The organism is Leifsonia soli (assembly GCF_013408745.1).
Classification (GTDB): Bacteria; Actinomycetota; Actinomycetes; order Actinomycetales; family Microbacteriaceae; genus Leifsonia; species Leifsonia soli.
This window is the reverse complement of sequence record NZ_JACCBJ010000001.1, coordinates 742140-759254: the sequence shown is the minus strand read 5'-3', so window position 1 is coordinate 759254 and position 17115 is coordinate 742140. Positions and strand designations below refer to the sequence as shown.

Sequence of the window (17115 nt, the reverse complement as noted above, 5' to 3'; positions counted from 1 at the left end):
CAGACGAAAGAGGGCGACCCGCGCGGGTCGGCCTCTTTCGATGTCGTTCAGTCCTCGGACGGCGCCTGTTCCGGCTCGTCCTCCGCGGCGGCGGGCTCGCCTTCCGGCTCCGGATCGTCGTCCGGCAGCTCCTCGAAGAGCCCGGCGGGCGGCGTGAGCGTCACCGTCCCTGCGGCGATGTCGACCTCCGGCACGATCGCCTTCACGAACGGGACGAGCACTTCGCCGCCGGCCGTCGCGATGGCGAGCAGATCCTGCGCCGGGAGGTGATCGACGCGGGCGACGCGCCCGACGGTCACCCCGTCGCGCACCGCGTCGAGGCCGACCAGCTGGTGGTCATACCAGGCGTCGTCCTCGTCGGGGAGCTGCGCGGCGTCCTGGCTGACCCAGAGGATCGCCTTGGCCAGCGTCTCGGCTTCGGTGCGGTCGTCGACACCGGCGAAGAATCCGACCGGGTGGCCGTTGTACCAGCGCAACTCGCGGAGCTCGAGCGTCTTGCCGTGCCACTTGGATGCGGTGGGCACCTGCAGGGTGAACACGGCGCCCGGCACGAACCGCTTCTCCGGTTCGTCCGTGAAGAGCTCCAGTTTGAGCGCGCCCTTGAGGCCGTGCGCCTTCGTGAGGCGCCCGACGCGCAGCTCGGTCTGACCGGGCCGGGGGGCGACCTCCTTGCGAGGCAGTTTGTGGTCCGCCACCTCAGTCGTCGACGACGTCGACACGGACGCGCCGGCCGTCGGCCAGCGCAGCGACCAGGGTGCGGAGAGCCTTCGCCGTGCGGCCGGACCGGCCGATCACCCGGCCGAGGTCCTCGGGGTTCACACGAACCTCGAGGACCTCGCCACGCGGAGAGCTCTTGGCCACGACGTGGACGTCGTCAGGGTGATCGACGATCCCCTTGACCAGATGCGTGAGCGCGGGTGCGAGCAAGACGTCAGGCCTTCTCGTCGGATGCGTCGTCCGCGATGGCCTCGGCCTCGGCGACGACGTTGGCCTCGGCGGCCTCTTCGCGCTCGACCTCGGCCTCGACGACGGCCTCCGCCTCGGCGGTGACGTCGGCGGGCTTCTCGGACTTGGGCTTGAGGACCGGCTTCTTCTTCTCGTCGGCGACGAACTCGGCCTTGCCCTCGGCGACCTTGACGGTGCTCACGGCGTTCTTGTCGCCCTTGAAGCGACCCCAGTCGCCGGTGAGCTTGAGCAGCGCGGTGACCTGCTCGGTCGGCTGGGCGCCGACGCCGAGCCAGTACTGCGCGCGCTCGGAGTCGACCTCGATGCGCGAAGGCTCCTCGGTCGGGTGGTACAGACCGATCTCCTCGATCACGCGACCATCGCGCTTGGTGCGCGAGTCGGCGACGACGATGCGGTAGTAGGGAGCGCGGATCTTGCCCAGGCGCTTCAGACGGATTTTGACAGCCACGATTCTCCTGTGTGAATGGATGAGTTGTATCGAACTGACTGCCGTGGGCGTGGGGGCACACGCGGCAGGAGGTCTTTGTTCGTCCGCCGCACCGGATAGAGGGTCGGGTACGTCGAACTCAACTAGCTATTCTGTCAGATACTGCGCTGCTTTGAACAATCGGACGGATGGAACGACCGCATGCAGATCGATTTCTCGGAGTCCGAGCGCTCCACCGTGGGCATCGAGTGGGAGATCGCCCTCGTCGACGGCGCGACGGGCGACCTCGTCCAGATCGCCGACGAGGTGCTGCGCGAGCTGGGAACGCCCGACGGGCGCGAGCACCCCCAGATCACCCACGAGCTGCTGATGAACACGGTGGAGCTGGTCAGCCGCGTCCACCGCACGGTGCCTGCGGCGATCACCGATCTCCAGGAGCTCATCGGCCTGGTGCGCGAGGTGACGGATCCCCTGGGCGTCGAGCTGATGTGCGCGGGGACGCATCCGTTCGCGCAGTGGTTCGACCAGAAGGTGACGCCGAACGAGCGGTACGACCGTCTGCTCGACCGCACCCAGTGGTGGGGGCGGCAGATGATGATCTGGGGCGTGCACGTGCACGTCGGTATCGACTCGGTCGACAAGGCGCTGCCGATCGTCAACGGCCTCCTGACCTACTACCCGCATCTCCAGGCGCTCAGCGCGTCCAGCCCGTTCTGGGCCGGAGCGCGCACCGGCTACGCCTCCAACCGCGCGCTCATGTTCCAGCAGCTGCCGACGGCCGGTCTGCCGTGGCAGTTCGGCACATGGGCCAACTACGAGGCGTACGTCGACGACCTGGTCGCCACGGGCGTCGTCGAGGACCACTCCGAGGTGCGCTGGGACATCCGCCCGTCGCCGAAGTGGGGAACGGTCGAGATGCGCGCGTGCGACGGGCTCTCCACGGCCGACGAAGTCGGCGCCGTCTCCGCGCTGATCCACTGCCTGACCGACCGGATGTCGGGGCAGCTGGACGCGGGAGTCGAACCGGTCACCCTTCAGCCCTGGTTCGTGCGCGAGAACAAGTGGCGCGCGGCCCGGTACGGCCTCGACGCCGAGATCATCCAGGCCCCGGACGGCAGCGAGCGTCTGGTCTCCGACTCCCTGCGCGAGCTGGTGGACGACCTGCAGCCGGAGGCCGAGCGGCTGGGATGCGTCGACGAGCTGTCGACGGTCCTCACCATCCTGGACACCGGCGCCAGCTACCAGCGGCAGCTCGCGGTGGCGGAGCAGAACGGCGGCAGCCTCCAGGCGGTGGTCAGCTCGCTGACGCACGAGCTGCGCTCGGGCCTGGCCCGCTGAGCCCCTCGGCGGCGAGCCGATCCACCGGCCGGCCAAAGCCGATCCATAGGGTCCGGGCGTACGGTGTTGCCATGCTCGCTCGACGCCCCCTTGCCGCAGCGGCCACAGCGATGACGGCCGCGCTCCTGGCTCTGACCGCCCTCTCGGGGTGCTCGTCGGCGACCGCCGCGTCCATCGCCGGCGTCGCGAAGTCGTCCGCCGCACACGAAGAGCACGTCGCCGTGATCGGGGACTCCATCGAGTCCGGACTCGGGCTCGATCCGTCCGAGGCGTGGCCGGCCCTCGTGGCCGCCGACCACGGCTGGCGGCTCGACAACCTCAGCGTTCCCGGCGCCGGCTTCGTCGCACAGGGGTCCGACGGTCACGACTTCTCCGCCCAGGTGGATGCCGCGATCGCCGCACGCCCGGACCTCGTGCTGATCGGCGCATCGGACAACGATCTCGGCACCGACCCCGCCGAGCTGAGCGCCGCCATCCATTCGACGGTCGACCGTCTCGCATCGGCGCTGCCCGATGCCCGCATCGCGGGGTTCAACGCACTCAGCGGCCAGGCCGGGGACGACGAGCTCGCCGGCGGAGACGACGCACTGCGACAGGCGGTCATCGCCGCGGGCGGCACCTGGCTCGATCTGGGGCAGCCCTATCGGGGCAAGGCGGGGCTCGTGCAGGACGACGACGAGCACCCCACCCTGCCGGGTCAGCAGGCGATCGCGGCGGTGGTCGCGGACAAGCTGAAAGTCTGAACTCCGGCTACCACCGTTCCGACACGCCCAAAAGCGGCACACAGCGTACTCGCAGCTGAGACCGTTTACCCTCGCACCCGTGCGCACCCTCACCCGACGCCGCTCGCGCCCGCTCAGGACCCGGCTCCCCCTGCTCGCGCCCGCGGCACTCACGGTGGCACTGATGGCCCTCGCCGGTTGCACCTCCGCACCGTCTGCCCGGCCCGCCGCTGCCCAGGCGACCGCAGTCGCCGCACCCGCAGCGGGCAGTGCGGCGCGCGACGCCTCCGGCGTCGTCGACGCGGTCGCGATCGGCGACTCGATCGCGTTCGGAAAGGGCGTCACGGCCGATCAGGCGTGGCCCGCCCTCGTCTCGGAGGCACATGGCTGGCAGCTCACCGACCTCGCGGTGTCGGGCTCCGGCTTCGTCAAGCCGGGGTGGAACGGCACGACCTACCGTCAGCAGGTCGATGCGGCGCTCCGCCTCCATCCGCAGGTGATCCTGCTCGCCGCGACGCGCAACGACCGCGAGCAGGACCCGGCCGCCGTGACCGCGAACGCCGACCGGATGCTGCGCGAACTCCGCGAGCGCTTCCCGGAGGCCACGATCGTCGGCATCACCGGGGTCTGGGGCTCGGACCAGCCCCCCGCGACCATGACCCGCGTCGACGAGATCGTCGGGGACGCTGTGCGCGGGGTCGACGGCACCTGGCTCGACATCGGCTTCCCGCTCGTCGGGCACCCGGAGCTGCTGCAGGCGGACGGCATCCACCCGAACGCGGCCGGTCAGAAGGTCGTCGCCCGGACCATCGAGTCGAAGCTCCAACCGCTCAACCTGGCGCTGTAACCGCCGGCCGGCCGGGGCACGCGACCGGGCGGAACTCCTCCGGTCCGCCGCGGATCAGCGGCCGAGGAACTTCTGCAGCGCGGCCAGCTCCTCTTCGGACGGCCCGCCCGCCGGCGCTCCCTGCGGCGCAGCAGCAGCACCGCCGCCGAGGCCGAACCCGCTGCCGCTCGGCGACGCGCCGCCGGTCGTGACGCCGGCCGCCAGGGCGGCGTTCTCCGCCGCCCGCTTGGCCGGGTTTCCGGAGCGCGAGCCCTTCTTCTTGTTCTTCTGCTGCTTGCGGCCGGCGTACGAGGCTCCGGGGATGGGCCCCATGCCCGGGACGTTCGGCACACCGCCCTTCGCGACCGTCTTCATCATCTTCGCGGCCTGCTCGAAGCGGTTGACGAGCTGGTTCACCTCGGTGACCGTCGAGCCGGAGCCCTTCGCGATGCGGAGCCGGCGGGAGCCGTTGAGCAGCTTCGGGTTGGTGCGCTCGGCCTTCGTCATCGACTGGATGATGGCCTCCGTCCGCACGATCTCGCGCTCGTCGAACTGGTCGAGCTGCTGCTTCATCTGGCCGGCGCCGGGCAGCATGCCCATCATCTTCTTGATCGACCCCATGTTGCGCAGCTGCTGCATCTGCTTGAGGAAGTCGTCGAGGGTGAAGGAGTCGGTCGCGAACTTCTCGGCGACCTTGCGCGCCTCATCCTCGTCGAAGGCCTGCTGGGCCTGCTCGATCAGCGTGAGGATGTCACCGAGATCGAGGATGCGCGACGCCATGCGGTCCGGGTGGAACGGCTCGAAGTCGTCGAGGTTCTCACCGGTGGAGGCGAAGATGATCGGACGGCCGGTGACGGAGGCCACCGACAGCGCCGCACCGCCACGGGCGTCGCCGTCGAGCTTCGAGAGCACCACGCCGGTGAAGTCGACGCCGTCCTGGAACGCCTTGGCGGTCGCCACCGCGTCCTGACCGATCATGGCGTCGATGACGAACAGCACCTCGTCGGGGTCGGTCGCCTTGCGGATGTCGGCCGCCTGCTTCATCAGCTCGGCGTCGACGCCGAGACGGCCGGCCGTGTCGATGACGACCGTGTCGTACTGCTTGGTCTCGGCGAACTTCAGGGCGTCCTTCGCCACCTTCACCGGGTTGCCGACGCCGTTGCCCGGCTCCGGCGCGAAGACCGGGACGCCGGCCTGCTCTCCGACGATCTGCAGCTGGGTCACGGCGTTGGGGCGCTGAAGGTCGGCGGCGACCAGCAGCGGGGTGTGCCCGTCCTTCACCAGCCACTTGCCGAGCTTGCCGGCGAGCGTCGTCTTTCCGGCGCCCTGGAGGCCGGCGAGCATGATGACCGTCGGGGGCCGCTTCGCGAACTGCAGCCGGCGCTGCTGGCCGCCCAGGATGCCGACGAGCTCCTCGTTGACGATCTGCACGACCTGCTGAGCCGGGTTGAGAGCCTTGTTGACCTCGTCGCTCAGCGCGCGCTCGCGCACCCTGGCGGTGAAGTCCTTGACCACCGGGAGCGCCACGTCGGCGTCGAGCAGGGCGCGGCGGATCTCGCGCACGGTGCCGTCGACGTCCGCCGGCGACAGCTTGCCCTTGGTGCGCAGATTCTTGAAGGTGTCCGCAAGACGGTCGGAGAGCGTGCCGAAAGTAGCCATGATCCCGTCATTCTACCGGGCGACGATGGCTGAGCGTCGTGAGCGCCCGTCAGTCGCCCGACGTCTCGACCGAGACGACATCGCCGCGGATGTCGAAGGCGACCGTGAGCAGCGCATCCGTCTCGTCCGGGGCGATCGAGTAGTCGAACGTCGCGAACACCTCGTCCTCGTCGGAGTGGTCGGCCTGGATGACGACGCTCATCAGCTGGAGGGACCGCAGCACATCGATCGCGATGTCGCCCGAGTTGTAGACCAGCAGATCGACGAGGCTGTCGCCCAGCTTCTCGACGTGGTCGTCGATGTAGCTGGAGGTGGCGGACTGCCGGGAGCTCAGTTCGGCGATGAGCGCGTCGCGGGCGCGGGCGTCGAAGCCTTCCAGCGCCTGGATGAGTGCTGCCGCCGAGTCCAGGGCGAACTCCGGGACGCTGCTCTCGTCGTCGGCCAGGAGCTCGACCTCGACGGTCTGGTCGCCCAGCTCGACGGTGTCGTCCCATGCGAGTCCGCCGCTCGCCGTCTCGTCGATGAGGCCGAAGAAGTCGTGCTCGATCGCCATGCCGCGCCTCCCTATCCGACCAGCTGCTGTGCGAAGACGTGCGGCGTGAAGCCGGTGAGGTCGTTGATGCCCTCGCCCTGGCCGACGAGCTTGATCGGGATGCCGGTGCGCTCCTGCACCGCGAGCACGAACCCGCCCTTCGCGGAGCCGTCCAGCTTCGTCAGCACCAGCCCGGTCACGCCCGCGTGCTCGAGGAAGGCCTCCGCCTGCGCCAGTCCGTTCTGACCCGTCGTCGCGTCGAGGACGAGCAGCACTTCGGCGATCGGGGCCTGCTTCTCGACGACGCGCTTGATCTTGGAGAGCTCGTCCATCAGGCCGCCCTTGGTCTGCAGGCGGCCCGCCGTGTCGATGATGACGATCTCGGTGCCGTCGCGCTTGGCCTTCTCGACGGTCTGGAAGGCCACGGATGCCGGGTCCTGTCCCTGCTGCTGCGGCCGGACGATCTCGGCTCCCGCGCGCTCGGCCCAGGTCGCCAGCTGCTCGACGGCGGCGGCACGGAAGGTGTCGGCCGCGCCGACGACGACCGAGCGGTCGTAGGTCCGCAGGAACTTCGCGAACTTGCCGATCGTGGTCGTCTTGCCGACGCCGTTGACCCCGACGACCAGGACGATCGCCGGCCGCTCGCTCAGCTTCAGCGTGGTGTCGAGCTTCGACAGCCGCTCCTCGAGCGTCTCGCGCAGCATCCGCTGCAGATCCGCCGGGTCGGTGGTGTGGTACCGCTCCACCTTCGCGCGCAGGTCGTCGACCACGGCCTCGGTCACGTCCGGACCGAAGTCGGCCGTGATGAGCGCCGTCTCGAGGTCGTCCCAGGTGTCGTCGTCGATGGTCTTCTTGGCGAACAGCCCGCGCAGGGCGTTCGACAGAGACCAGGGGGTGCGGTCAGCCATGACACTCAGACTAGCCGCGGTTGTACGGTGTGCTCATGTACGCGCTCGTGGGGGTCTCGGCGGAGCTGGCGGAGCAGCTGGTCGCGATCGAGACCGGCGGGGAGGATGCCGTGCACCAGGCGCGCACGGGCGTCCGGCGGCTGCGCAGCATCCTGAGCGTGTACCGGCCGGCGTTCGACCGGGAGGCGCAGCGCGCGATGCGCGGGCGGTTGACCGGGCTCGGCGAGCGGCTCGGCCGGGTGCGCGACGCCGAGGTGCGCGCTCGCGACCTCGAGGGTCTGCTCGGCGCGGAGTCGGCGCCGGAGCTGGTGGATGCGGTCGAGGCCATCGCCGCGGAGGCCCGCGCCGAGCACGAGCGTGCGCACGCGGAGCTGCTGCGGCACCTGCGCAGCCGGGCGCACCGCACGCTGCTCGCGGATCTGCAGCGGTTCGCCGCCGCTCCCCCGCTGGCGAAGCCCGGGCGGAGGCACCCGCGACGGGTCGCCAGGAAGGGACTGGCGAAAGCCGCCCGCCGGGTGCGGAGAAGCTCCGGCGAGAGCCTCGAGCAGCGGCACGAGACCCGGAAGGCGGCGCGCCGGCTGCGGTACGCGGCGGAGGCCGTCGTCGACGACCTGGGCCGGGAGGCCGTGCGGATCGCCGCGGCGGCGAAGACGGTGCAGGATGCGCTCGGCGATCATCGCGACCTCGTCCTCCTGGCCCGCCATCTGCGCGTCCGGGCCGACGCCAGGCGTCTCAGCGCGTCGGCGGCCGCCGGGATCGCCGTGCTGGCCGCCGAGTGCGACCAGCGGGCCGAGGGGCTCCTCGCCGGGCTGGACGAGAAGGTCGCCGCGATCGAAGCCGTGGCCGGGGAGTGACGGCTCCCGACGGGCCCTAGCTCGCCTTCTCCTGCGCGACGCGCTGGCCGACGACCGCGGAGACGCCGTCCTGGCGCATCGAGACGCCGTACAGGGCGTCCGCGATCTCCATCGTGCGCTTCTGGTGGGTGATGACGATCAGCTGGCTGCTCTCGCGGAGGTCCTCGAAGATCGTGAGCAGGCGGCCCAGGTTGGCGTCGTCGAGCGCCGCCTCCACCTCGTCCATGATGTAGAACGGGCTGGGCCGCGCCTTGAAGATCGCGATCAGGAGCGCAACGGCCGCCAGGGACCGCTCGCCGCCGGAGAGCAGCGAGAGCCGCTCGATCTTCTTGCCCGCCGGCTTCACCGACACCTCGATGCCGGTCGTCAGCAGGTCGTCGGGGTTGGTCAGGCTGATGCTGCCCTGCCCGCCCGGGAACAGGATCGGGAAGACCCGCTTGAATGCCTCCTCGGTGTCGGCGAACGCCGACTCGAAGATGGTCTGCATCCGCTCGTCGATGTCCTCGATGATGGTCAGCAGGTCCTTGCGGGTGTTCGTGAGGTCGGTGAGCTGCTCTGTGAGGAACTTGTGGCGCTGCTCCAGCGCGGCGAACTCCTCGAGGGCGAGCGGATTCACCCGGCCGAGCTGCGACAGCTTGCGCTCCGCCGCGGCCAGGCGCTTCTGCTGCTGCTCGCGTGAGAAGGGGACGGTCTCGACCTCGGCGTCCGGCTCGCGCACCTCGTCGCGCGCCAGGTCCACGGGAACGGGCACCTCCGGCCCGTACTCGGCCACCAGCACATCCTCGACCAGCCCCAGCTCGCTGCCCGCCCGCTCCAGCAGGCTCGAGAGGTGCAGCTTCTTCTCATAGATCTGCAGCTCCAGGCCGTGCACCGACTCGGTGATCGCCTGCAGCCTCTGGCGCACCGCGTCCTCATCGCGCCGCAGGGTCGACAGCTCGTCGTTGCGGCTGGCGCGCTCGGCCTCCGCCGTCGCGAGCTCCAGCCGCGCCTGGGCGACGGAGCGGTCGATGGACGCGAGGACGGCCGGGAGGGCCGCGATGACGCTCTCGGCCGCATCCAGCTGGCGACGGCGGATGACGGCGCGCCGGGCCGCCTCCTCGGCGGCGGCGCGCTCGGCTTCCAGCCGCCGGGCGAGCGCCACCCCGCGGGCCTCCTCCGCGCGGACACGCTCCTTCGCCGTCTCGACCGCCAGGCGTGCCTCGACCTCGGCCTCGCGGGCGGCGTCCAGCTCGGTCGACAGGGCGTCGCGCGCGCTGACGTCGAGGATGGGACGCGGACGCGAGCGCGCCGCCTCCAGCTCCGACTTCGCCTTCTCCGCTGCCTGCTCGGCCTCGGAGACGCGCTCGCCCGCCTGCTCGAGCGCCCGGCTGAGCCGGTCGAACTCGGCCTGCGAGGCCTCCAGCTGCACCTTGAGCCGATTCACCTGCTCGGTCTGCGCCGCCAGCTTGGCGTCGAACTCCCGCAAGGTGGCGAGCGCGGCCTGCGACTGCTCCTTGGCGACCTGCAGAACGCCGCGCTGCTCGGCGAGGGCGAACTTCGCGCGGTCGATCAGCGAGGTGACCTCGGTGAGACGCTCCTGCGCGGCGTCGCGGTCGGCGATGAGCTCGATGCGGCTCTGCTTCGCGCCGGACCCGCCGCGCAGCACATGCTCGGTGAGCACGTCGCCGGAGGTCGTGATGATCGTGATCGGCCCGCCGGCGGACCGGCCGCCGAAGGCTGCGAACGCTCGGCGGGCGGAATCCAGGTCGTCGGCGATGGCGGTGAAGGCGAGGATGCCGCGGACGCCGTCCGGCGCATCCACCACACTCGTCGCCGGAACGACGCCGGCGATGCCGCCGAGATCGACGGTGGCGGCCGGTGCGTCGGCGATGACGACCTCGACCCTCCCGAGGTCGTCGGCCGCCGCGTGCGTCACCGCGGCGACGGCCGCATCCCGGTCGTCGGCGAGCACGGCGTCGGCGAGCGTGCCGAGGGCGGCGGCGATGGCCGCTTCGTACCCGGGATGGACGCGGATGTGCTCGGCCACGAGCCCGCGCACCCCCGGGAGGCGCGCGGCGACGAGGGCCGAGGATCCGTCCTTCTGGTCCAGCGCGAGCGAGAGGGCGCTGACCCGCGCCGCGAGGGCGTCGCGTTCGCGCTCCAGCGTGTGCAGCTCCTCCCGGAGCCGCTCGATCTCGCCCTCCGCCTCGAAGACGGTCGCCTGCGCCAGCTCGTACGCCTCGTCGAGGTCGCCCTCGCCGACATCCGCGGTCGCGGCCTCCGCCTCGCGGGCGGCGAACTCGGCGCGGGCGCGTTCGCGGCGCTCGGTCGCGGCGTCCAGCGCGTTCTGCTGCCGCAGCACCTCGCCGCGGACGGCCGCCAGCCGCTGCGCGGCCGCGTCGGCCTGGCCGTTCAGCTTCGAGATCTCCAGGTCGTGACGGGAGACCAGCGCGCTCTGCGCCGCGATCTCCTCGTCCACCGCATCCAGGCGGGACCGGGCGCTCCGCGTCGCCGCCTGCGCCGCCGTCCACGCGGCCTCCGCCTCGACGACGACGCCGCGGAGGCGATCGACCTCGTCACGGGCGTCCTGCACGTTCTGCGGGGTCACGCTCGGGCTCGCATCGGGCGCGTCGCCCTGGCTGCCCAGCAACGCCACCCGCTGGTTGGCGAGGGTGAACAGACCGCGCAGCCGCTCCTGCACCGACTCCAGCGCGAACGCGGTGCTGCGCGCCGTGTCCACCGCGTCGCCCACGAGCGCCTGCTCCAGCCGGGTGCGGCGCAGCTGCTTCTGCTCCAGCTGCTCCTGCAGCACGATCTGCTCGCTGTGCCGCTCGGACTCCGTGCGGCCGTGATCGTCGAGCGTGCGGCGCAGGGTGACGACCTCGTCGGCGAGCAGCCGCGCTCGCGCATCCCGCACGACGGCGGCAATCGACTGCGCCTCGCGCGCGATCTCCGCCTGGTGCCCGAGGGGCTTGAGCTGACGGCGCACCTCCCCCGCCAGGTCGCTGAGCCGGGTCAGGTTGGTCTGCATGGCCTCCAGCTTGCGGAGGGTCTTCTCCTTGCGGCGGCGGTGCTTCAGGATGCCGGCCGCCTCCTCGATGAAACCCCGCCGGTCCTCCGGGCTGGCGTGCAGCACGGCGTCGAGCTGACCCTGGCCGACGATGACGTGCATCTCGCGGCCGAGACCGGAGTCGCTCAGCAGCTCCTGCACATCCAGCAGCCGGCAGGACTGCCCGTTGATCGCGTACTCGCTGCCGCCGTTGCGGAACAGAGTGCGCGAGATGGTCACCTCGGAGTACTCGATCGGCAGCGCTCCGTCGGCGTTGTCGATGGTCAGCTGCACCTCGGCCCGGCCGAGCGGACCGCGCGTGGCCGTCCCGGCGAAGATGACGTCCTCCATCTTGCCGCCGCGGAGCGTCTTGGCGCCCTGCTCGCCCATCACCCAGGCGAGCGCGTCGACCACGTTCGACTTACCGGAGCCGTTGGGGCCGACGACGCAGGTGACGCCCGGCTCGAAGGCGAACGTCGTCGGCTGCGCGAACGACTTGAAGCCCTTGAGCGTCAGACTCTTCAAGTACACGCAGGCGAATTTACCGGACGTTCACGCCGCGCCCCCGTCCCCCCACCGTCGAGTACGCGAAAACTGCACGTCATCCGGGTGGATGGCGTGCAGTTTTCGCGTACTCGACGGGGGTGCGGAGGGGTGGGAAGGGCGTCAGGCGACGCCCAGGTAGGCCTCCTTGATGGCGGGGTCGGCGAGGAGCTCCTTGCCGGTTCCGGCGCGGGTGATCACGCCGGTCTCCAGGACGAAGCCGCGATTCGCGCGGGCCAGCGCCTGGTTGGCGTTCTGCTCCACCAGCAGCACCGTCGTGCCCTGCTTGTTGATCTCCGTCACGATCGAGAAGATCTGCCGGATGAACTGCGGCGCGAGGCCCATCGACGGCTCGTCCAGCAGCAGCAGCCGCGGATTGGACATCAGCGCGCGCCCGATGGCGAGCATCTGCTGCTCGCCGCCCGACATCGTGCCGCCGACCTGCGTTTTGCGCTCGGCGAGCCGCGGGAACAGCGCGAACACGCGGTCGAAGTCCTCGCCCATCTTGGAGCGGTCCTTCCGGCCGAACGCGCCCATGTCGAGGTTCTCCAGGACCGTCATGCCCGGGAAGATCCCCCGGCCCTCCGGCGCCTGCGAGATGCCCCGGACGACGCGGATGTGCGCCTTCATCTTCGTGATGTCCTCGCCGTCGAACAGGATGGACCCCTTCGACGGGTTCAGGATGCCCGAGATCGTCTTCATGGTCGTCGACTTGCCGGCGCCGTTCGCCCCGATCAGGCTGACGATCTCGCCCTCCTCCACCGAGAAGGACATGTCGTGGATGGCCTCGATCCGGCCGTACGAAACGCTGATGTTCTTCAGCTCAAGCAACGTCATCTTCGGGCTCCCCGAGGTAGGCGGCGATCACGCGCGGGTCGTTCCGGATGGCCTCCGGAGTGTCGTCGGCGATCTTGCGTCCGAATTCCAGCACGACGATCCGGTCGGTCACTCCCATGACCAGCTTCATGTCGTGTTCAATCAGCAGGACGGTGTACCCGTCGGCCCGGATGGTGCGGATGAGCTCCATGAGCTCCTCCTTCTCCGCCGGGTTGAAGCCGGCTGCCGGCTCGTCGAGGCACAGCACCTTCGGATCGGTCGCGAGCGCCCGCGCGATCTCCAGGCGGCGCTGGTAGCCGTACGGGAGCGAGCGGGACAGCGACCCCGCCTGGTCGGCGATGCCGACGAACTCGAGCAGGGCCATGCCGCGCTCGATCGACGACTTCTCCTCGCGCGTGTGCCGCGGGAGGCGGAGCAGCGCGCCGGGGACCGAGGTGCGGTGCCGCGCATCCAGCCCGACCACCACGTTCTCGAGCGCCGTCATCTCGCCGAACAGCCGGATGTTCTGGAACGTCCGGGAGAGGCCGAGGCGGGTGATCTGGTGCTGCTTGCGCCCCTTGATCGTCTGACCCTCCAGCAGCACGTCGCCGCTGGTCGGCTTGTATACGCCGGTCATGGCGTTGAAGCAGGTCGTCTTGCCCGCGCCGTTCGGGCCGATCAGCCCGAGGATCTCTCCACGCCGGATGTCGAAGGTGACGTCGTCGAGGGCCGTCAGGCCGCCGAACTTCACCGTCAGGTTGCGCACCTCGACGATGTTCTCACCGACCTCGACCGCGATCTCGCGGTCGGGGGCGGCGGCCTCGGCGACCTCCAGATCGATGCCGGCGGCCTCCAACTCGTCTTCATGCGCGCCGAGCGCCGGCTCCTCCGGAACCGTGTTCTGTGCGTCCGTCATCGTGCGCCTCCCTTCGCGCCGTCGCCGTCGAGTGAGCCGGGATCGACCGCCGGCGTCGCCCCGGTCCGCGGGCCGGGGCGGCCCGTCGTGGCATCCACCACCCGGCGGTAGGCATGCCTGCCGTACGCCAGCAGCTTCTGCCGGGCCGGGAACAGGCCCTGCGAACGGAAGATCATGATCAGCACGAGCGCGATGCCGAAGATCAGGTACTTGTAGTCGGCGATGACGGTGAACCGCAGCGGGATGTACGCCACGATCGCACCACCGAGCATGGCGCCGACCTTGTTGCCCGCGCCGCCGAGGACGACGGCCGCGAGGAACAGGATCGACGTCTGCACGTCGAACTTCTGGTTGTTCACGAAGCCGACCTGCCCGGCGAACAGCGCACCAGAGAGCCCGCCGACACCGGCGCCGATCGCGAACGCCCACACCTTGTACTTGAAGGTCGGGACGCCCATGATCTCCGCCGCGTCCTCGTCCTCGCGGATCGCGACCCAGGCGCGGCCGACGCGGCTGCGCTCCAGGTTGCCGACCAGCAGCAGGATGACGATGATGACGGTGATCGTCAGCCAATACCACGGGACGCCGTTGGAGTTGGAGAAGATCGGGATGCCGTCGGCGTTCTCCCCCGGCGGGTGGCCGACGTTCTGGAAGCCGACCTGTCCCTTCATGGCCGGGATGATCGTGGCGAGGATGCGCACGATCTCACCGAAGCCGAGCGTCACGATCGCCAGGTAGTCGCCGCGGAGGCGGAGCGTCGGGACGCCCAGGATGATGCCGAACGTCATCGTCACCGCGATGGCGACCGGGATCGTCCACAGGTAGGGGATCTTGACGAACGGCGAATCGGGGCTGGTCAGCATGGCCGCCGTGTACGACCCGACGGCGAAGAACGCCACGTAGCCGAGGTCGAGCAGGCCTGCGTAGCCGACCACGACGTTCAGGCCGATCGCGATGAGGGCGTAGACCGCCATCGAGAAGCAGGCCAGCGCCCAGTCGTTTCCCGGCGCCGTGGTGAGCGGGAAGAAGTTCAGGTACGGCAGCGCGTATGCGATGACGACCACGATCAGCAGCCACGCCCACTGCACGGGACGGGGCAGGTTGTTCCAGCGGTCGCGGAGCTTCGCGAACGGTCCGGTGCTGCGCTTGCCCCGGGCCGCTTCGAGGGCGTCGACCGCCTGCTCCTCGCGGCCGTCGGGGAGGACCCTGGGTCCTTCTGTCATGCTCATGCGCGGCTCCTTCCGAGCGAGGTGCCGAGGATGCCGCTCGGCTTGACCAGCAGCACGAGGACGAGGACCACGAAGGCCACGACGTCCGTCCACTGCGAGTCACCGAGGAGGATCTGGCCGTAGTTGCCGATGACGCCGAGCAGCAGACCGCCGAGCAGAGCGCCGCGGACGTTGCCGATGCCGCCGAGGACGGCCGCTGCGAACGCCTTGACGCCGAGCACGAATCCGCCGTTGTAGATGACGCCGGAGGGCACGAGCATGACGTAGAACAGGGCGGCAGCACCGGCGAGGATGCCGCCGGTGATGAACGTGATCTGGATGATCCGCTCCTTGTTCACACCCATCAGGGTTGCTGTGTCCGGGTCCTGTGCGACGGCGCGGATACCGCGGCCGGTGCGGGTCTTGCGGATGAACCAGTCCGTCGCCACCATCAGGATGACCGAGGCGATCACGATGATGAGCTGCTGGCTGTTCACGATGGTGCCGAACACGTCGAAGATCGGCTGCGGGATGAACATCGTCACCGCCGGCTCCGCGTTCGCGCCCCGGATCAGGAAGATCAGGTACTGGATGGTGAACGAGGCGCCGATCGCCGTGATGAGGAACACGAGGCGTGGCGCGTTCCGCCTTCGCAGCGGCCGGTACGCGACGCGTTCCAGGACCCAGGCGGTGATCGCCGATGCGACGACACCGACGAGGAGCGCCAGTATCAGATCGCCGATGATGGCGCCGGGACTGAGATTGGGGGCGCTGGGCCCGAAGCCCAGCGAGGTGAGGGTGATCACGACGCCGTACGCGCCGACGATGAAGACCTCGGAGTGGGCGAAGTTGATCAGGTTCAGCACACCGTAGACCAGCGTGTACCCGACGGCGATGAGGCCGTAGACCGCGCCGAAGGTGAGGCCGTCGAACGTCGCACTCCAGAAGTTCTGGACCAGCGCGTTGACGTCGAAATTGATCCAGGAGCTGTCGAGGGCGGGATGAAGGAGGAGGGTTTCGAGCATTCGAGCATCCAGGGTTCAGAGCCGGATCTCCGTCGATCCGACAAGCAAAGCGAGCGTAGTCGAAAAACGAGGGTGCCGCGGGCCGTCGTGTCCCGCGGCACCCTTCAGGTGTCGCCTCAGCCGATGGTGCCGATCGGCACGATCTTGCCGTTCTCGACCTTGTAGCCGTAGACGGCCGGGGCCTGGAGCTCACCGGTGGAGTCCCACTTGTAGTGCTTGCTCAGACCGTCGGCGTCGTAGTCCTTGACCCAGGCCAGCAGGTCGGCGCGGGTCGTCTTGCCCTTGTCGATACCGGAGAGGAGGACGGTGGCGGCGTCGTAGCCCTCGATCGAGTACGTGCCAGGCTCGGCGCTGGCGAGCTTCTTGTAGGCGGACTCGAAGTCGGGGATCAGCTCACCCGGGATGCAGGGGCAGGTGAAGTACGCGTTGCCGGACGCGTCGCCGGCCAGCTTGATGAACTGGTCGTCCTTCACGCCGTCCGGGCCGACGAACGTGCCCTTGTAGCCCTTGTTGACCAGCTGCTGGTCGAACGGGGCGCCCTCGGCGTAGTAACCCGCGTAGTAGACCGCGTCGGGCTTCGCGTTGATGATCTTGGAGATCACCGCGGAGAAGTCCTTCTGGCCGGTGGTCACCTTGTCGGTTCCGACGAGCGCGTCGCCGAGAGCCTTCGAGGTCTGGGTGCCGAGGCCGATGCCGTAGTCGGAGTCGTCCTGGACCAGGTAGACCTTCTTGGCCTCCAGCTTGTCCGTCAGGAACTTGGCGGCCGCCGGACCCTGCACGGCGTCGTTGCCGAGGCCGCGGAAGAAGGTCTTCCATCCGTTCTGCGTCAGACCCGGGTTGGTGGCCGACGGCGTGATGTGGACGAGGCCCTGCTGCTCGAAGATGTTGCCGGTGGCCTTCGACTCACCCGAGAACGGGAGGCCGACGACGCCGACGATGTCGGTCTCGTTCACGGCCTGCGTGACCGGGCCGGTTGCCTTGTTCGGGTCGCCCTCCGTGTCGAACTTCTTGAAGCCGACCTGGCATCCCTTGTTGGCTTCGTTGTGCTGGTCGATGGCCAGCTGGATGCCGTTGTAGATGTTGATACCGAGCTGGGCGTTCGGGCCCGTCTCCGCACCCACGTAGCCGATGGTCAGGCCAGCAGGACAGGTGGCCTTTCCGTCGCCCGCGGGGAGCACCGCGTCCTTGGGGACATCGACCGACGTGATCGCCGGGATGTCGACCTTCGACGAGTTCCCGTCGCTGGATCCTCCCGTGGACGGCTGGTTCGCACATCCCGCGAGGAACAGTGCGACTGACGCTGCAACAGCCGCACCGATGGTGACTTTCTTCCGTAGCATCTTCTGC

At 69.7% G+C, this 17115-nt stretch carries 16 protein-coding genes; 4 read left to right on the top strand and 12 right to left on the bottom strand.

What is annotated here, in order from left to right; translation table 11 throughout:
• Positions 1-47: 47 nt before the first annotated feature.
• The 3 genes from rimM to rpsP are packed head-to-tail and all read right to left on the bottom strand — an operon-like array spanning position 48 to position 1414.
• A complete protein-coding gene (gene rimM, locus BJ963_RS03695; RefSeq protein WP_179454699.1) occupies positions 48-695 on the bottom strand; it encodes a ribosome maturation factor RimM in 648 nt (215 codons plus the stop codon).
• A gap of 1 nt (position 696) precedes the next feature.
• Entirely contained in the window at positions 697-927 is a 231-nt protein-coding gene (locus BJ963_RS03690) for an RNA-binding protein (protein ID WP_018190686.1), read from the bottom strand.
• A gap of 4 nt (positions 928-931) precedes the next feature.
• Positions 932-1414, bottom strand: coding sequence for a 30S ribosomal protein S16 (gene rpsP, locus BJ963_RS03685; RefSeq protein ID WP_089911733.1), 483 nt, complete (start codon positions 1412-1414; stop codon positions 932-934).
• A 180-nt stretch (positions 1415-1594) separates the two neighbouring features.
• Between rpsP and BJ963_RS03680 the strand changes: the two genes are divergently transcribed.
• From BJ963_RS03680 to BJ963_RS03670, 3 genes are all read left to right on the top strand, one after another.
• Entirely contained in the window at positions 1595-2731 is a 1137-nt protein-coding gene (locus BJ963_RS03680; RefSeq protein ID WP_089911736.1) for a glutamate--cysteine ligase, read from the top strand.
• A gap of 71 nt (positions 2732-2802) precedes the next feature.
• Complete coding sequence (locus BJ963_RS03675; RefSeq protein ID WP_179454697.1) at positions 2803-3474, top strand: SGNH/GDSL hydrolase family protein; 672 nt, start codon at positions 2803-2805, stop codon at positions 3472-3474.
• A 79-nt stretch (positions 3475-3553) separates the two neighbouring features.
• Complete coding sequence (locus tag BJ963_RS03670) at positions 3554-4300, top strand: GDSL-type esterase/lipase family protein (protein ID WP_179454695.1); 747 nt, start codon at positions 3554-3556, stop codon at positions 4298-4300.
• Positions 4301-4354: 54 nt separating this feature from the next.
• On the opposite strand, the gene ffh is transcribed toward BJ963_RS03670, so the two are convergent.
• Genes ffh through ftsY form a run of 3 tightly spaced genes read right to left on the bottom strand, consistent with a single transcriptional unit; the run spans position 4355 to position 7378 of the window.
• Positions 4355-5938 (bottom strand): signal recognition particle protein, encoded by a 1584-nt coding sequence (gene ffh / locus BJ963_RS03665; RefSeq protein WP_179454693.1) that lies wholly within the window; start codon positions 5936-5938, stop codon positions 4355-4357.
• Positions 5939-5987: 49 nt separating this feature from the next.
• Positions 5988-6491 (bottom strand): DUF2004 domain-containing protein, encoded by a 504-nt coding sequence (locus BJ963_RS03660; protein WP_089911747.1) that lies wholly within the window; start codon positions 6489-6491, stop codon positions 5988-5990.
• A gap of 11 nt (positions 6492-6502) precedes the next feature.
• The gene (gene ftsY, locus BJ963_RS03655; protein WP_089911749.1) at positions 6503-7378 is read right to left on the bottom strand and encodes a signal recognition particle-docking protein FtsY; all 876 of its coding nucleotides are present in this window, start codon (positions 7376-7378) and stop codon (positions 6503-6505) included.
• Between the two features lie 35 nt (positions 7379-7413).
• Between ftsY and BJ963_RS03650 the strand changes: the two genes are divergently transcribed.
• Positions 7414-8232 carry a CHAD domain-containing protein gene (locus BJ963_RS03650; RefSeq protein WP_246297982.1) on the top strand — a complete coding sequence of 273 codons (819 nt, stop codon included), beginning with the start codon at positions 7414-7416 and terminating at the stop codon, positions 8230-8232.
• Between the two features lie 16 nt (positions 8233-8248).
• Here the strand turns inward: BJ963_RS03650 and smc are convergent, their stop codons facing one another.
• The 6 genes from smc to BJ963_RS03620 form a co-directional block, all read right to left on the bottom strand.
• Positions 8249-11791 carry a chromosome segregation protein SMC gene (gene smc / locus BJ963_RS03645; protein ID WP_179454691.1) on the bottom strand — a complete coding sequence of 1181 codons (3543 nt, stop codon included), beginning with the start codon at positions 11789-11791 and terminating at the stop codon, positions 8249-8251.
• A 135-nt stretch (positions 11792-11926) separates the two neighbouring features.
• Positions 11927-12640 carry an ABC transporter ATP-binding protein gene (locus BJ963_RS03640; RefSeq protein ID WP_179454689.1) on the bottom strand — a complete coding sequence of 238 codons (714 nt, stop codon included), beginning with the start codon at positions 12638-12640 and terminating at the stop codon, positions 11927-11929.
• Positions 12627-13535, bottom strand: a complete 909-nt coding sequence (locus BJ963_RS03635) for an ABC transporter ATP-binding protein (protein WP_179454687.1) — start codon at positions 13533-13535, stop codon at positions 12627-12629. Before BJ963_RS03635 ends, BJ963_RS03640 begins: the two co-directional genes overlap by 14 nt.
• Positions 13532-14764 (bottom strand): branched-chain amino acid ABC transporter permease, encoded by a 1233-nt coding sequence (locus BJ963_RS03630; RefSeq protein WP_089911764.1) that lies wholly within the window; start codon positions 14762-14764, stop codon positions 13532-13534. Before BJ963_RS03630 ends, BJ963_RS03635 begins: the two co-directional genes overlap by 4 nt.
• A complete protein-coding gene (locus BJ963_RS03625; RefSeq protein WP_089911765.1) occupies positions 14761-15768 on the bottom strand; it encodes a branched-chain amino acid ABC transporter permease in 1008 nt (335 codons plus the stop codon). The genes BJ963_RS03630 and BJ963_RS03625 overlap by 4 nt, the downstream gene beginning before the upstream one ends.
• A gap of 116 nt (positions 15769-15884) precedes the next feature.
• A complete protein-coding gene (locus tag BJ963_RS03620) occupies positions 15885-17108 on the bottom strand; it encodes a branched-chain amino acid ABC transporter substrate-binding protein (RefSeq protein WP_179454685.1) in 1224 nt (407 codons plus the stop codon).
• Positions 17109-17115 lie beyond the last annotated feature (7 nt).

What these genes read in the sequence shown, in the direction of transcription:
- BJ963_RS03680 (WP_089911736.1), top strand. Translation starts at nt 1,595, where the DNA reads ATGCAGATCGATTTCTCGGAGTCCGAGCGCTCCACCGTGGGCATCGAG.
- BJ963_RS03675 (WP_179454697.1), top strand. Translation starts at nt 2,803, where the DNA reads ATGCTCGCTCGACGCCCCCTTGCCGCAGCGGCCACAGCGATGACGGCC.
- ffh (WP_179454693.1), bottom strand. Translation starts at nt 5,938, where the DNA reads ATGGCTACTTTCGGCACGCTCTCCGACCGTCTTGCGGACACCTTCAAG.
- BJ963_RS03660 (WP_089911747.1), bottom strand. Translation starts at nt 6,491, where the DNA reads ATGGCGATCGAGCACGACTTCTTCGGCCTCATCGACGAGACGGCGAGC.
- ftsY (WP_089911749.1), bottom strand. Translation starts at nt 7,378, where the DNA reads ATGGCTGACCGCACCCCCTGGTCTCTGTCGAACGCCCTGCGCGGGCTG.
- BJ963_RS03650 (WP_246297982.1), top strand. Translation starts at nt 7,414, where the DNA reads ATGTACGCGCTCGTGGGGGTCTCGGCGGAGCTGGCGGAGCAGCTGGTC.
- BJ963_RS03640 (WP_179454689.1), bottom strand. Translation starts at nt 12,640, where the DNA reads ATGACGTTGCTTGAGCTGAAGAACATCAGCGTTTCGTACGGCCGGATC.
- BJ963_RS03635 (WP_179454687.1), bottom strand. Translation starts at nt 13,535, where the DNA reads ATGACGGACGCACAGAACACGGTTCCGGAGGAGCCGGCGCTCGGCGCG.
- BJ963_RS03630 (WP_089911764.1), bottom strand. Translation starts at nt 14,764, where the DNA reads ATGAGCATGACAGAAGGACCCAGGGTCCTCCCCGACGGCCGCGAGGAG.
- BJ963_RS03625 (WP_089911765.1), bottom strand. Translation starts at nt 15,768, where the DNA reads ATGCTCGAAACCCTCCTCCTTCATCCCGCCCTCGACAGCTCCTGGATC.
- BJ963_RS03620 (WP_179454685.1), bottom strand. Translation starts at nt 17,108, where the DNA reads ATGCTACGGAAGAAAGTCACCATCGGTGCGGCTGTTGCAGCGTCAGTC.